At 31.4% G+C, this 13,862-nt stretch carries 14 protein-coding genes; 3 read left to right on the top strand and 11 right to left on the bottom strand.

What is annotated here, in order from left to right; all coding sequences use genetic code 11:
• Position 1: 1 nt before the first annotated feature.
• The 8 genes from RK02_RS01995 to RK02_RS01960 are packed head-to-tail and all read right to left on the bottom strand — an operon-like array spanning position 2 to position 10,188.
• Positions 2 to 2,203, bottom strand: coding sequence for an AraC family transcriptional regulator (locus RK02_RS01995; RefSeq protein ID WP_245555689.1), 2,202 nt, complete (start codon positions 2,201 to 2,203; stop codon positions 2 to 4).
• A gap of 19 nt (positions 2,204 to 2,222) precedes the next feature.
• The gene (locus tag RK02_RS01990; protein WP_016182565.1) at positions 2,223 to 3,023 is read right to left on the bottom strand and encodes a polysaccharide deacetylase family protein; all 801 of its coding nucleotides are present in this window, start codon (positions 3,021 to 3,023) and stop codon (positions 2,223 to 2,225) included.
• A gap of 5 nt (positions 3,024 to 3,028) precedes the next feature.
• Positions 3,029 to 3,907 carry a carbohydrate ABC transporter permease gene (locus tag RK02_RS01985; RefSeq protein WP_016182564.1) on the bottom strand — a complete coding sequence of 293 codons (879 nt, stop codon included), beginning with the start codon at positions 3,905 to 3,907 and terminating at the stop codon, positions 3,029 to 3,031.
• A 17-nt stretch (positions 3,908 to 3,924) separates the two neighbouring features.
• Positions 3,925 to 4,878 (bottom strand): ABC transporter permease, encoded by a 954-nt coding sequence (locus RK02_RS01980; protein WP_016182563.1) that lies wholly within the window; start codon positions 4,876 to 4,878, stop codon positions 3,925 to 3,927.
• Complete coding sequence (locus RK02_RS01975; RefSeq protein WP_245555675.1) at positions 4,865 to 7,381, bottom strand: exo-rhamnogalacturonan lyase family protein; 2,517 nt, start codon at positions 7,379 to 7,381, stop codon at positions 4,865 to 4,867. The genes RK02_RS01980 and RK02_RS01975 overlap by 14 nt, the downstream gene beginning before the upstream one ends.
• Positions 7,374 to 7,949 (bottom strand): DUF624 domain-containing protein, encoded by a 576-nt coding sequence (locus RK02_RS01970; protein ID WP_016182561.1) that lies wholly within the window; start codon positions 7,947 to 7,949, stop codon positions 7,374 to 7,376. Before RK02_RS01970 ends, RK02_RS01975 begins: the two co-directional genes overlap by 8 nt.
• 5 nt (positions 7,950 to 7,954) lie before the next feature.
• On the bottom strand, positions 7,955 to 8,602 hold the full coding sequence (locus RK02_RS01965; RefSeq protein WP_016182560.1) for a DUF1961 family protein: 648 nt from the start codon (positions 8,600 to 8,602) through the stop codon (positions 7,955 to 7,957).
• 56 nt (positions 8,603 to 8,658) lie between these two features.
• Entirely contained in the window at positions 8,659 to 10,188 is a 1,530-nt protein-coding gene (locus RK02_RS01960; RefSeq protein WP_016182559.1) for an extracellular solute-binding protein, read from the bottom strand.
• A gap of 280 nt (positions 10,189 to 10,468) precedes the next feature.
• Here RK02_RS01960 and RK02_RS01955 point away from each other — a divergent pair, with 280 nt between their 5' ends.
• Genes RK02_RS01955 through RK02_RS01945 form a run of 3 tightly spaced genes read left to right on the top strand, consistent with a single transcriptional unit; the run spans position 10,469 to position 11,246 of the window.
• Positions 10,469 to 10,663, top strand: a complete 195-nt coding sequence (locus RK02_RS01955; protein WP_016182558.1) for a hypothetical protein — start codon at positions 10,469 to 10,471, stop codon at positions 10,661 to 10,663.
• A complete protein-coding gene (tnpB, locus tag RK02_RS01950) occupies positions 10,644 to 10,994 on the top strand; it encodes an IS66 family insertion sequence element accessory protein TnpB (protein WP_016182557.1) in 351 nt (116 codons plus the stop codon). The genes RK02_RS01955 and tnpB overlap by 20 nt, the downstream gene beginning before the upstream one ends.
• Before the next feature lie 54 nt (positions 10,995 to 11,048).
• A complete protein-coding gene (locus RK02_RS01945) occupies positions 11,049 to 11,246 on the top strand; it encodes a hypothetical protein (RefSeq protein ID WP_016182556.1) in 198 nt (65 codons plus the stop codon).
• Positions 11,247 to 11,780: 534 nt separating this feature from the next.
• On the opposite strand, the gene rhaM is transcribed toward RK02_RS01945, so the two are convergent.
• The 3 genes from rhaM to RK02_RS01930 are packed head-to-tail and all read right to left on the bottom strand — an operon-like array spanning position 11,781 to position 13,849.
• Positions 11,781 to 12,098 (bottom strand): L-rhamnose mutarotase, encoded by a 318-nt coding sequence (rhaM, locus tag RK02_RS01940; RefSeq protein ID WP_026231328.1) that lies wholly within the window; start codon positions 12,096 to 12,098, stop codon positions 11,781 to 11,783.
• A 7-nt stretch (positions 12,099 to 12,105) separates the two neighbouring features.
• A complete protein-coding gene (locus RK02_RS01935) occupies positions 12,106 to 12,996 on the bottom strand; it encodes an AraC family transcriptional regulator (RefSeq protein ID WP_016182554.1) in 891 nt (296 codons plus the stop codon).
• A gap of 25 nt (positions 12,997 to 13,021) precedes the next feature.
• Positions 13,022 to 13,849, bottom strand: coding sequence for a sugar phosphate isomerase/epimerase family protein (locus RK02_RS01930; RefSeq protein ID WP_016182553.1), 828 nt, complete (start codon positions 13,847 to 13,849; stop codon positions 13,022 to 13,024).
• Positions 13,850 to 13,862: the final 13 nt, after the last annotated feature.

The following is a 13,862-nucleotide window of genomic DNA, read 5'->3' as shown; positions in this document are numbered from 1 at the left end:
CCTAAAATCTTTTATTGTTTTTTCTGTACTGTCCTGGTGTCACACCCTCATGTTTTTTAAACAATCGATTAAAATAAGAATCGTTATAGCCTAGATTTTCTGCAATTACTGATATTTTTAAATCAGATTCAACTAATAATCTTTTAGCTTCAGATAACTTGATCTGTGATACATAATCTACAAAATTAGTATTTTTTTGTTTTTTAAACTCTTTACTCAACAAGGTTGGTGATAAGTGAAATTTTTCTGCCACAAACTCTAAAGATAATTGTTCATTCATATATTCTTTTTTTATAAAATCACAAATCTCGTTCATCTTTGCTAAATTTGAAGTCTTTACTTTTAAATTCCATACAATAGAAAACGGAACCAAAAACTCATCATTAATAAAATCAACAATCTCTTGAATAGAAATAATTTTTGATATGCGAGAAAGAATTATTTTCTTCGATAAATATTCCCTATGGGAAAGACCATTTTCCTTAGCTAACAATTCAATTGATTCGTAAAGCTTGCTAGTGACGAAAAGCAAATCATTCAGTGTCTGACTAGAGATATAAACAGACTGATAAAATTTATTAACTGCAGATTTAAGCATTGCAGAATCACCATTTTTAATTCCAAGAAGTATTTCGCGTTCATCACTTATTGAATAAACATTATATTTTGTTGGTTGATATACATCTTTGTAAGTGAAATATTGATTTTCTTTTTTCATTTTTTGATAGTTGATAGCGTTAACCAATTCTTTATACTCAAAAGATAAATTAGACAATTGAACCGGTTTATCATTAAAAGATACACTCACATAATTTCCTATGACACGATTCAACTCTTGCATAACCCTTTGTATGAATTCTAGATTCGTATCTCGTTTTCTTTCACCTTCTGCCACAACCAATAGACTCATATCACCACGTGGTAAAGAAACCCATTGATAAAAATACTCACTACATAAATCTGAAACAATATTTTCAAAAGCAAAAAAGGACATTTCATCAACAGAATGTTTGTCATCACTTATACTTGTATCATTGATTTGAATATAAAACATATCCATATTTTCAGAAAAACCATTCCATTGATTCTCATTTAATAATCGCAATAATTCCTCATTAGATAAAAAAGTATAATAACCATCTAAAATCCTTCGTATGATGTTACGTTTATTTGCAACATCATATTCTTGAGACAATATATCCAACTGTTTTCTATCTTCAAGCAATTCCTGCCATTTAGTAATAAAATAATTTACTTCATCTTTCTTATCTCTGTTTTCATCACCAATCACCTTATTTATAGCATCAGTAAATGGTTGGTAGACTTTTTTCGTATATAATACATTCAGAATAATAATTACGATTACCGATGTCATAGTGATAATCAATAATAAATCTTTAATTCGAATAGCAGGCGCAATAATTTTATCGGTTGGTGCAATTGAATAAATAATCCACTCTTGCTTTAAGCGATTCATTTTATTTACAGTTAGGCTAAAAAAGCGCTTATTATAACGAACTTCTTCACTTTTTTTATATTTATTGAGCCAAGAAATATTTGAAGATTGTTTTGATTCAATTCTTCCAGGGGTAAACGATACTGCGACCATTCCTGATTGTGCATTCATTCTATTCAGCTCATCGAAAAGTAATTGTTTGTCCACCCTGACTTTTAATAATATTGCTTTATCATTTTCTTTAGTTTGTAAGATTCTTTCTACAAAATACAATTCATTACCCAAATTTATCCATTCGTATTTTATATCTTTATAAGGATGAAACTTCTTCTCCATATTTTTCTTAGTTTGATTAGAAATCGGATAAGTTCCTCCCTGACTGATTATGAAAGGATTTTGAGAAAAATCAACTATTTCAGCATTTGAAACAAAGCGATGAGAGTTCGATAAATAAAACAAGTTATCTGACAGTTGATTAATCAACTCATATGGAAATGCTTCTAAATCTTGATACCGATCAACATCTTCTTTAAAGGACTGCCCATAGAAACTAAAAAGTACTTCAAGCTGATTCAATTCTATATCCAAATTATTTATATTCAAACTCATATTCTTTACATGATTTTCCTGATATGTTTGTCTTAACGGCAAAATAATCATAAAATTAAGCAAGATATACATAAATAACAGTGGGATTGAAACCCACAATAAAAGCTTTATTGTTTTTGACTGAAGCACTTTTTTCATATTCAAAATATTCGACACCCTAATCTAAATAGTTTATCCCAGGTTTAATAACATATAACGTATTATCAACAGAAATTGATATATCAATATTAGTTGGATTTTCAACAATTAAAGAATCAACAGAAAAAATTAATTGTTTACTTGCTACCATATATCGATAATATTCTATATTAGTACAATACCAGATATCCTCCCGATTTCCCACTAATTCACAAAATTTTTCTATCAAATTCCAGTTGTCATCTCGAGCAAATTCAAAACTGTGTCCCCATACAAAAAATAAATATAAATATTGTTTTTTATAGAGTTCAATAAATTCTTTTGTATGTTCTAACAAATGATGATTATGATGACAAGTGGGATTCCATTCTAACCAATCTTGTGGCAAAGCAAACGAATCTGTACTTTTAATCGTACGAGCATATTTGATTCCCAATGCAGGTAAGAGCTGTTTGATCTCTTCATTGAATGAACCATTCGGATAGGAATGACCTAAAACTGGATAGCCTACTGCATTCTCTAACTCTAAGCGGTCTTGCAAGTATTCATTTGGTAATTTAGCTAACGGACACCTGGCAATCGTTGGATGTGTATAAGTATGAGTAGCTATTTCGTGTTTAGCATACACTTCTTTTATTTCACTTAGTTTGATTCTCTCAGCATCTTGCTGGATTAAACCTGCATTTAAATGAAAGGTTCCGCGTATTCCATATTTATTTAAAATTTGAATTAAGCGTTTATCAAAGATTTTCCCATCATCATAACTCAAAGTCAATGCTTTAAATTTTCCTTGTGGATAAGTTACATATATTTTTTTCATTGTTTTTATCCTTTCACTGAACCAATCAACATTCCTTTTGCAAAATGTTTTTGAAGAAATGGATAAAAAATTAGAATTGGTAATGTTGCAACAATAATTACCGCAAATTTTAATCCTTGTTCAGGTGGAATATAATTCGGATCCATATTAGCCAAAGCATTGGCTGCATTTGATGACATTGTAATTTGTCTCAATAATAATTGGATTGGCCATTTAGCTGAATCGTTAATATAAAGCAAACCACTCATAAAGTCATTCCAAATTCCTACTGCATAAAATAGTGTAAATGTAGCAATTACTGGTTTAGATAATGGTAATACAATACGCCATAGAATCCCAATTTCTGTACATCCATCCATTTTGGCTGACTCTTCCAACTCAATTGGCATCTCTTGGAAAAAGTTTTTTATAATCATTAAATTAAATGGATTAATGGCAATTGGTAAAATTAATGCCCAATAACTATCAATTAATCCTAGGTTCTTTACAACTAAGAATGTCGGAATCATCCCACCTGAAAACAACATTGCAAAAATTACCATATTTAAAAGAAGTTTTCTACCTTTTAAATGTCTTCTTGATAGTGGGTAAGCAAAGGTAAAGGTACAAAAAAGCTGAATAATAGTACCGACTACTGTAACACCGATTGTGATTAACAGACTTCGAATAAAAGTAGAAGTTGAAAAAATATATTTATACGATTCTAATGAAAATTCTCTTGGCCATAAGAAAAATGAACGAGAAGCAATTTCGTGTTCAGTAGCAAATGAGCCAGCAACAACATAGATAAATGGTAATACCATCAATAAACCTAAGATAGACAAAAAGATAATATTAACTACATCAAAGATTTTACCTGCTTTCGTGTTATGAAATTTATTCATCTAATCACCTTCTTTTCTTAATACAATCCACTTTCACCAAAGAACTTGGCTAAGCGATTTGTTCCCAATACTAAAATAATACCTACTACTGACTTAAACAATCCAACGGCAGTAGAATAACTATAAGCACCATTGGTAATCCCCATCATATATACATAAGTATCAAAAACATCAGCAACTGGTCTATTTAATTGGTTTGTCATTAAGTAAATTTGATCAAAACCTGTTGTTAGAATAGCACCGACTTTTAATATTAGCATTATAATAATTGTCGAACGAATAGCCGGTAATGTAATATGCCATACCCTTCTAAATCTACCTGCGCCATCCATAATTGCCGCTTCATATTGTTCTTGATCTACACCTGATAAGGCCGCAAGATAGATAATTGTACCCCATCCAGTTTCTTTCCAAATAGTTTGTGTAACAATCATTGTTCTAAACCATGATGGATCTGATAAAAAATCAATCTCTTTTCCTGTTAGTGAAGTAACTAAATTGGTAATAGCTCCATGATCGACATTAAAAAGGATGTACCATAAGCTAACAACAATTGTCCATGATAAAAAGTGAGGAACATATACAAACGTCTGAACTACTCTTTGGAAGATTTTTTTTCTAACTTCATTTAGTAACAAAGCAAGAATAATTGGCGCTGGAAAGGCAAAGATAATATTAAGAAGTGCTATTATCAAAGTATTTCCTAAAATTCTAAAGAAATCCGGATTTGTAAAGAAATCTCTAAAGTTTTGTAGACCAATCCACTTACTACCAGTAATGCCCAAAAAAGGTACATAATCTTTAAATGCTATAATCAATCCATACATCGGAGCATATCTGAATACCAAAAAATATGTTAAACCTGGTATTAGAAGTACATATAACCATTTATTATTTTTTAAATGTGTCAATAATGATCTAGTTTTTGATTTTTTATCGGGTTGTTCAACTTTTTTCTCAGTCACTTCCATCTTTTTTCGCCTCCAAACCTTCACTTAAATACCCTTGTGAACAGATTAAATTCAAACACCATTGAGAGACCACATTCGTCGAAATCCAAGGCATCTCTTTTATAGTTTTATAAGTTTCCACTGTACTCATTGTTTTTTCAACAGGTAACGGGATTCCAGATAAATTACTTTTTACCAATAGTTCGTTCACCCTATTACGAGTATGATAATCAGAATCTGCATAAGCCATTATTGTAGCTGCAAACATTGGCCAAGCAAAATGTTTATCATCCAATTTTGATCCAGATTCTTTGATTTTCTCTTCATTTGATAAACTATAAAACCATCCAAATTCAGCTAACATTGCATTCCATTTCTCATCATTAATGTTTTCAGCTAATTCCAACCAAACTTGAGGAGCACCAAAAGAAATAATCATGTGGTATCCACCATCATTACCTGTGCCCATATAGGATAATTCTTTTGTTTCCATATTCATCAGAACAGTTGGGCCTGAAAGTAATCTATCTGGCATTTTCTTAATCGAATCGATTCCAGTTAAAATCTTGTTTAAATATTTTTTATCTCCAGTACGTTCCCATTGTGTAAACCAATTGGAAACTAAAGCTGCCCAATCTGGACCCGTACGAATAGGAATAATATCTTCCTCTTCCACATTGAAAAATTCACGCATCGGAGGTAAATTTTTCAATGAGTATTCATTATCTTTCACTTGTTCTAAAATTTCGCCAATTCGTTCATCGCCACCAGATAAATAATAATAGTATCTATGTAAACCAGCCATGGAAATTCTAGCTTCTTTTGCTTGGCATCCCCAATGCATTACATTATGTCTGGAACCAAGACCTTTATACTCACCGAAATGATACTGATCTACTTCAGAAGTATGTCTAGTCATCGCTTCAGCAAAATAATACGTTTTTGCATCGCCACTTCTTAAGAATTCTAACCATAACCAAATATTAGGTACCAACTCTGTATTTTGCCATGCATAACCACCTAAATCATATCGCCATTGATGTCTATACTTATCGTAAGTATGCATCACATCGCCAAAATTCCAGTATCCATACCAATCTCTTTGCTCCACTTCATCAAAGTAAAATTCTCTCAATATCTCCATTTGGTGTTCCAAATAACTATTTGTTTCATTCGGAAGAGAATAGGTACCAAATACATGACTATTTTTATAATCTTGAGGCAAACACACAAGATGAGCTGGGTGAATATTTTCTTGTGCAAATGCTAATATTTCATTATTAAAAGCCGGTTTAGTGGCAATGTTGACAAACAAACTACTTGTATTGGCTATACCAATCGGGGTAGAACGAAATTCGTCCATCCCTTCATAAGCACTTAACATATGACTTTCAGAATCATAATGATGAAATTCCATTGGTTGCGCTTCCGGACTCCATAACCACGCCTTCATCGTACAAGACCGCTCTGATAAACCTGCAACCTCAATCCCACTTGGATATTTTTGCCAGAATTTATCAATTTGTATAGTTACGCCGCCGTTGCCATCACCAACATATACAGCACCTTTACTTCTATTTCCACTACCAACTTGGATTCTCGAATATCCTTCTTTGGTTTGTTTTTTTATTTCAAAAGATGAAGCAGTTACTTGATTTAACCAAAAATTGTTCCAAACCGCATTTTTCTTAGCATGGCTGAGCATCGCACCATCACTCTCATCAAGTGTAACAATTTGTCCTTTTGTTTGATGTTTATAGGCTTCATTCTTTTCATAATGCCGTCTAGAAATTAATAGTTGACTAGCTTCACAATAAACTTGATTTTCACCAACAAACTTGATTTGACGATTCCAATTTTCTCCTTCAAGAGGTACATCAAAAAATAATCCAACACCATCACAACATTTATCTGAATGAATAAATAAGGTATGTTGAATTTCAAATTTTGATAATTGTGAATAAAATTTAAAACGTATAGTAACCGATTGCAAAATTTTTCCGATATGATCTAATAAATTCAAGTCACAACGAATAACTGCTTTGATAGGTCCATTGTCTTCAATTTCAGCATTTGTCAATTGAAAAGACATAGGTACCTTATCAAAAACAGAAACTAATCGTAAATTTTTCAAACTATATTTTTCATTTACTTTTACATAATCTATAATATTCTTACCTTCACCGTGTTTAGGGAAAAATACTTGAAAGATACCATTTTCAATAAATATTCCATTAAATTTTTCATTTGCAATGAATACTGTTTCTGACTTTGTTGTTGCTTCCAAAGATACTTGATTTACTTCTTCATTTACATCAAATACAGCAGCATGAGAGGTCCATTTTACTGATCCATCTGGCCAATATGCTAAAATTTTCTTTTGAGTTAATTTATTAGCTACTAATATTTCAGACTGACTGAACTTTTCTTGAGACAATTCTCCTCTATTCCAAGGGATCCCCCATGTAACCCCTGTTTTCATTTTTGGTTTATTATCCAACCATTTTAAATTCAATTCATTCACCTACTTTTGCATTTTCGTTATCTGTATAAAGCTTTGTATATATTGCCATATTTCCATATATCCATAGTCCAATACTTAAAAACGGAATTAGGCCTGGTATTAACATGGATAAATACCAACAAATATAAAACCAACAAATCCCTAAGATATTTCCAAAAATATTTGCAGTAATAAATCTAAAGACATTAAGATATAGATTTTTACTACTTAACTCATAATATTCTGACATTGAAAAAAGGATGTTCAAAATCATAATTACAATTGGTGCACTATAAGTTAAAGATACGTGTTTAAAATGCAGAAGTATTAAAGGGATTACGCAAAAAATGATTATAGGGAGAACATTTTTATTCGCAATCAAAAAATTTTTTCTATATAATTCTATATATTCTTTAATAAAATGAACTTTTTTACCCATCATATATTTTTTTGTAAGCGCATGACCTGACTGGATACTAGGACTAATACCAAAAATCACACCACCAAGCAAAGTCCCAATTAATACAAATATATTTATTAAAAAGCAAGTATAGATTATCTCTGTACCTCGATAGAATTTTTCAACCATCACGTTCACTCCAATTGAAATACATTCAAATTCCGATAGATAGCTTTCATTGGCGCCATTTGTCTAAAGCCAATATAGCCATCTTTCCAATAGTTATCTTCTTCATCCTCCCATTTAAAAATGAGTAAATCATTTATGAAAAAGTTGATTAGCCAACCCTGTTTTATAACTTTTATTTGGTAAAAATCAATTGCATCTTTATAATACGGAATAGGATCTGCACCCTGAGCAACTAACTTAAATCCCTTACTCTTTCTTAAATTACATGTTTCAAAATACCGTTCAGTCTCATACTTTCTTCTATAGTAAGAAATATGATAAGTATTAATGTCTCCAGAATGATATTGAGCATAAAAGCCATCTCTCTTAGCAAGTTTTTCATCAAAAATACTTTCTCCTAATAAACCTAGCGCAGAAAAGAAAAACATACATAATCCTTCATCACTCAACGGTTTAAATTCCCAAGTGATACAAATATTATCTGGAAATTTATGATTTAACCAAGTTGTCCAATGAGCGTGGTCACCTTTTGAAAGATCATCACCATTTGAAAGGATTAATCCTTGATTTACTTCTCTAATTACATTCCCTTCGTAAATAAATTCATTCACACAATCTTTATCTGAAAGTGAGTTACTATACAATAATTTCATAGCTTATTTTCCTTTCTAAATGCATGTGGGAAAATCCCCACATGCATTATCAAAGACTATTTAGATAATTTTTTATGAAGATCATTAGTTTCTTTAATTAATTGTGTACCACCTTGATCTTTCCATAATTGAATTGTATCTTTCCACCCCTTGTCATCCATTTGTCCAGCAACATATTTAATACGTGCATCACTAATAATTTGATCTAGTTGCGTACCTTTAGTAACAAAAGTATCAGTAATGTATGAAGCTGCTGGATTGAATACAGCTTTCTTTAAATCACTTGCCATAATTTTTTGACGTAAATCAAATTTTTCTTGTTTCTCAGGAGTTGCAGGTTTTGGATAGTAGAATTGAATTTCCTTTGTAACATTCATACCAATTTGAGAGAAGCTCTTTACATCATTAGAAATTTTTTCAGCTTCGTTACCTTCCATAGCTACTGTCATACCATCTTCAAGTTTGAAGTTTTTACCTTCAATCCCATTGTTAATCAAAATTTGAATATCCTTACCATTTAATTTATCTAAGAATTTCAAAATATCTTTTAATTCTTTTTCCGTTTTTACACTAGCTTTAGGAATAGCTAAAATACCTGAATAACCTCCAGTTGGAAGAGGATTAAATTCACCCTTAGCATTTTCTAAGTTACCAGTAAACACTACAATATCTTCACCTGGATGCGCTTTTTCATATAAATTACTAATGGTGTCTGCTCTTGAGAATGTATCAACAATAATTCCACCTTGACCGTTAATGAAAGGATCATTCCATTTATCTGCTGCTAATGTGGCAAAATCTTTATTGATATATCCTTTGCTAATCATATCTTTAACATATTTCATTGATTCTAAATATTCATCATTCATAAAGCTTGGTTCTAATTTACCATCTTTTTCTACCCAAGTATTACCAGCTCCAAACCATGTTGCAAAAACATCATATGGACTATTCGTATTTATTGAACCAGGCCATTTTGGAATGATGATACCGTAAGTATCATTCTTACCATTGCCATCAGGGTCATTTTCTGTGAATGCTTTTGCTAAATTATATAAGTCCTCTGTATTTTTTGGTAAATCAAGTCCTAATTTTTTCAACCAGTCTTTACGAATGATGACCGCTGTTCGCATGGCATCTCTTTTACGATAAATTCCATATACCTTGCCATTTACTGAAGAGTTATTCAATACATCAGGATTTGCTTGTTTCAAGTTGGGATAATCTTTTAAGTATTTAGATAAATCCCAGAATGCTCCATTTTCTGCTGATTTGATAAAGCCACCTGATTTTTGTTGAACAACCATAATTTGAGGAACATTATCTGATGCTAAGGTAATATTCATTTTATCTTCATATGAAGTATTAGGCGTCCATGTAATGTTAATTTTCTTTCCTGTTTCCTTTTCTAATTTTTTCAATACTACACTATCTTTGGTAGGTGGTTCTGTTTCGATAAATGGAGACAGTATATTTATCGTATTGTTATTCTCTGATTCTCCTTTTTGGGTATCTTTCTTGCTACCACATGCACTTAATAAAAACATACTTGTAAGCGCAATACCTAAACTAATTGTTTTTTTCATTGTTTATTCCTCCTGAATGTAAAACGTTTACATTTTTATGATAATGCGTTTTATTTTTCTTTCAATTGACTATTTTTGATAAATAACCATAATTGTATCGTATAACAAAAAAAGTCAATAGATGAAAATTTTTTTGATAAAATACAGTATTTCAAATAAATTCATTATCTTCACTGATAGTTAATTGCCGCTCCAACGTAAGCGCCCAATAACAAGGTGTATCGCATCTATCTAGTCCTCCAGTTATACTGTATTCAAACAGAAGATTGGAGGATTTTTTATGATGAAACAACCCATTGTCCCTCTAGCGATGCCCAAAACTGGCACGCAACACTGCAAGCAACGAACCAAAAACGAGCTATTGCTTCGTTGTAAAGTGGGATCGATTGAGCTCAGCTTTTTCTCATCACTTGATGCCTCTCAACGAAATGAAATTTTAGAGAAGGTGTTCGCTTATGGGACTAAACTTAAGTGATCTGGGGCCCGTCTACATTGTTTGTGGGAAAACGGATTTACGAAAAGGTATCGATTCACTGGCTTACCTTATTCAGTCACAATTTGCTTTAGACCCTTTTTCAAAATCCGTCTTTCTTTTTTGTGGTGGAAAAAGTGATCGATTTAAAGCCCTCTACTGGGATGGTGAAGGATTCTGGTTGCTTTATAAGCGTTTTGAAAATGGACAACTAACTTGGCCAAGAAGTATTGCGGAGGTTCGGGCTTTAACGCCTGAACAAGTTGAATGGTTAATGAAAGGATTTTCTATTACACCAAAAATTTTGGAGAGTCAAAGTCGTCATTTCTATTGAAATGCCGGCTTTTTTTCGCGTATAATAAAGAAAAATCTTGAGGAGTTAACGAAGATGTCATCATCAGAAAAAACGATTGAAAGACTGACAAAAACAATTGAAACACAGGTAAAAACAATTGAAGCAATGTCCAATGAACTTGCGCTTTTACGCGAACAAGTCGCTGATCTTACAGAAAAACTATCGAAAAAATCCTCTCCAAAAACGAAGCGTCATCATAAACAAATGAATCTATTTGATGATCAGTGGTAAAGCGCCTATAACTGTAGAAAAAACACGCCAAGGTCGATGGAAATCTTGACGTGTTTTAGCTTTTCGCTGCTAATACAAGTAATCGACTACCCTGGATATTGTTTGGTGAATCAGGGTTCATTTTTAATCCCCCAATAACGAGGTATATCGTTATTGGACGCTTACGCTCCAACATTACTTAAGTCATTTTTGTTTACAATACAAAAAAACTCCAATTTGTTATAGTATAGCCGACATACTACACAAAAGGAGTTATCTGTTAACCGAATTAGGCAAAAATATAGCCAATTAATTCAATAAAAAAACTGTAATATCTCATTTATATGATTATTACGATTATAAAATAGAACTAGATTTTGATACAAGCTAGTTCAATTAATTTCAGTAATTTTAAATAAATACATTTTTTAATATCCAATCATACAGAATTAATTTAATATACAATAACTAATGTGCCTTAACTAATAATGCAAGAGCACAAATTAACTATTTTTATTATGCAGAAAAATATTAATTTTTGATTACTTTTTTCTCTTATTCATTTAAATCAAAAACTGGTCTCAATGGCATTGATACAGGTGAGCAATCCTCATTCGTCTCCATGATATCTTGCATATATCTCCACCATTTTTGATTGATTTCTGTTAATGCAACCTTATTCCAAAGTGCTTCATTTTCAATCTCTAGATAGGCAAACAAATCATTTGTCTCCTTATCCCAAAAAATCGAATAGCTTTTTACACCATGCTGCTTCAACAATTCAACCATTTCTGGCCATAAACAGTCATGTCTTTTTTTATATTCTTCTACCAGATTAGGATACAGGTGCATTTTAAAAGCTTGCTTCATGATAGTCACCTCAATCATTTTGATAATAAATTCTTTGAGTTTTCGCTTCTTTTTCAATATATTCTTTTGGCGTAATCCCAAATTCTTTTTTAAATGATTTTAAAAAATGCGAATAGGAATTAAAACCACATTTTTGATAAATATCTGCTGAACTGCGATAAGTCTTTAATAGACGCTTCGCATAAAGCAATTTCTTTTTTTGGACAAATTTATGATAGGTCAGTCCCGTATATTTTTTGAATTCTCTTGTAATATAGTACTTACTAACAAAGAATGTTTTTTCCATTTCATCTAAATCTAATGAATGATCTAGATTTTGAGAAATATAATTAATCATTTCTTCAATCCGTTTATTTTGCATCAATACAGTTGGCTCACGCTCATATTTTGATGATAGGACTAGCTTATTCAAAAATATGATGTACTGGATTAATTGTTGCTGATATATAATATCTGAGCCAAACATATTATCGCTTGGCTCAGAATCAATGAACTGGAGCATTTTCTTTAACATATCCGGTTTAATTTTTAATACCTTGCTTTTTCTTGAATCAATTAAATCGAAGCAGCTTTCTAGATTAGTATTTTTAGTTGAAAAGGTTTGCAAAAATTCAGGAGTAATAAAAATATAAACACGTTCAAAAATCTCTGTGCTCTGACTAACGATTCGATGCAAATCATTTCTATCAATTAATAAAACTGTACCGGCTTCAATTTCAAATTGATTCCCGTCAAGATAAAAGGTAGCTTTACCAGCCAGAGTCGCATGTATTTCATAAAAATCATGGTAATGGTATAAGGTCTGATGACGATCAACAACATCTTTGACATGATATATTTCAAATTGATCAGAGACCATCGAATTGACAAAATTTACTTTTTTATTACTTAAATCGTTCATGATACTTTCGTTATCCTTACTTTAATTATAAATCAGAATATATAGAAGAAATATGTGCTTCTTTGGTTTCTTCAAGTACTGTTAGACAATATGGCTTGTACGCCTCAATTAAATCTAATAAGGCTTTATAGTCCATTAATCCTTGACCTAGATTAACTGGTACTATTTTATCCCCTTTAATTATAAAATCCTTAATATGAAATGCAACTATTCTTTCACTAAATAATTCTAAACATTGCTTTACCATCTCATATTGCTGATTATAATTATCACTGGTAATTAAATTAGTCGGGTCTAAAATAATCCCCAAGCTAGGTGAATGAATTTTATCCAATAAACGAACTATTTTTTCAATAGAATGTAAAGGATGATTAATGCCTGGTTCAATCCCCACACATATATTCTGTTTTTCAGCATACTGGACTAAACGTAAAACACTACTAATCATAGTCTCAAAGGCTTCATCTGTAAAATTTTTTTCAGTATATTGAATAACTGGTAAAACATTGCCTGTCTCTGTTGCTACAATTTTGGCACCAAAAAAACTAGCATAACGTATATAGCTTTCGAATCTTTGCAACAGCTGCTCACGAATTTGCTTATCTGGATGAATCATATTGATGTAACAGCTTAAAATACTAATCAAAACATGCTCCTTTTGAAAGGCTTGTTGAAAAGTATAGCCTAAGCCTGGACTTAATTTTTTATCATCCGTTGCTATGTCAGAAAATGAATAGGCTAATGCCAGCTGTACTGCATTGATTTTTTTCATCGCCATTTTTTGAGCCAATGATTCAGGTGTAGTATAGTCTTGAAAATCATGTCCCCTCATTGCATACATTAGTTTTCGCATCATAATCCCTCGC

It is taken from the genome of Enterococcus columbae DSM 7374 = ATCC 51263 (genome assembly GCF_000406925.1).
In the GTDB taxonomy this organism is placed as follows: domain Bacteria; phylum Bacillota; class Bacilli; order Lactobacillales; family Enterococcaceae; genus Enterococcus_E; species Enterococcus_E columbae.
The sequence above is the reverse complement of the archived record's forward strand: the minus strand, read 5'-3'. Positions and strand labels throughout refer to the sequence as shown.

Excerpts from the sequence above, each read along its gene's own strand:
- RK02_RS01995 (WP_245555689.1), bottom strand. The coding sequence starts at position 2,203 with ATGAAAAAAGTGCTTCAGTCAAAAACAATAAAGCTTTTATTGTGGGTT.
- RK02_RS01990 (WP_016182565.1), bottom strand. The coding sequence starts at position 3,023 with ATGAAAAAAATATATGTAACTTATCCACAAGGAAAATTTAAAGCATTG.
- RK02_RS01985 (WP_016182564.1), bottom strand. The coding sequence starts at position 3,907 with ATGAATAAATTTCATAACACGAAAGCAGGTAAAATCTTTGATGTAGTT.
- RK02_RS01980 (WP_016182563.1), bottom strand. The coding sequence starts at position 4,878 with ATGGAAGTGACTGAGAAAAAAGTTGAACAACCCGATAAAAAATCAAAA.
- RK02_RS01970 (WP_016182561.1), bottom strand. The coding sequence starts at position 7,949 with ATGGTTGAAAAATTCTATCGAGGTACAGAGATAATCTATACTTGCTTT.
- RK02_RS01965 (WP_016182560.1), bottom strand. The coding sequence starts at position 8,602 with ATGAAATTATTGTATAGTAACTCACTTTCAGATAAAGATTGTGTGAAT.
- RK02_RS01960 (WP_016182559.1), bottom strand. The coding sequence starts at position 10,188 with ATGAAAAAAACAATTAGTTTAGGTATTGCGCTTACAAGTATGTTTTTA.
- RK02_RS01955 (WP_016182558.1), top strand. The coding sequence starts at position 10,469 with ATGATGAAACAACCCATTGTCCCTCTAGCGATGCCCAAAACTGGCACG.
- tnpB (WP_016182557.1), top strand. The coding sequence starts at position 10,644 with ATGGGACTAAACTTAAGTGATCTGGGGCCCGTCTACATTGTTTGTGGG.
- RK02_RS01945 (WP_016182556.1), top strand. The coding sequence starts at position 11,049 with ATGTCATCATCAGAAAAAACGATTGAAAGACTGACAAAAACAATTGAA.
- RK02_RS01935 (WP_016182554.1), bottom strand. The coding sequence starts at position 12,996 with ATGAACGATTTAAGTAATAAAAAAGTAAATTTTGTCAATTCGATGGTC.
- RK02_RS01930 (WP_016182553.1), bottom strand. The coding sequence starts at position 13,849 with ATGCGAAAACTAATGTATGCAATGAGGGGACATGATTTTCAAGACTAT.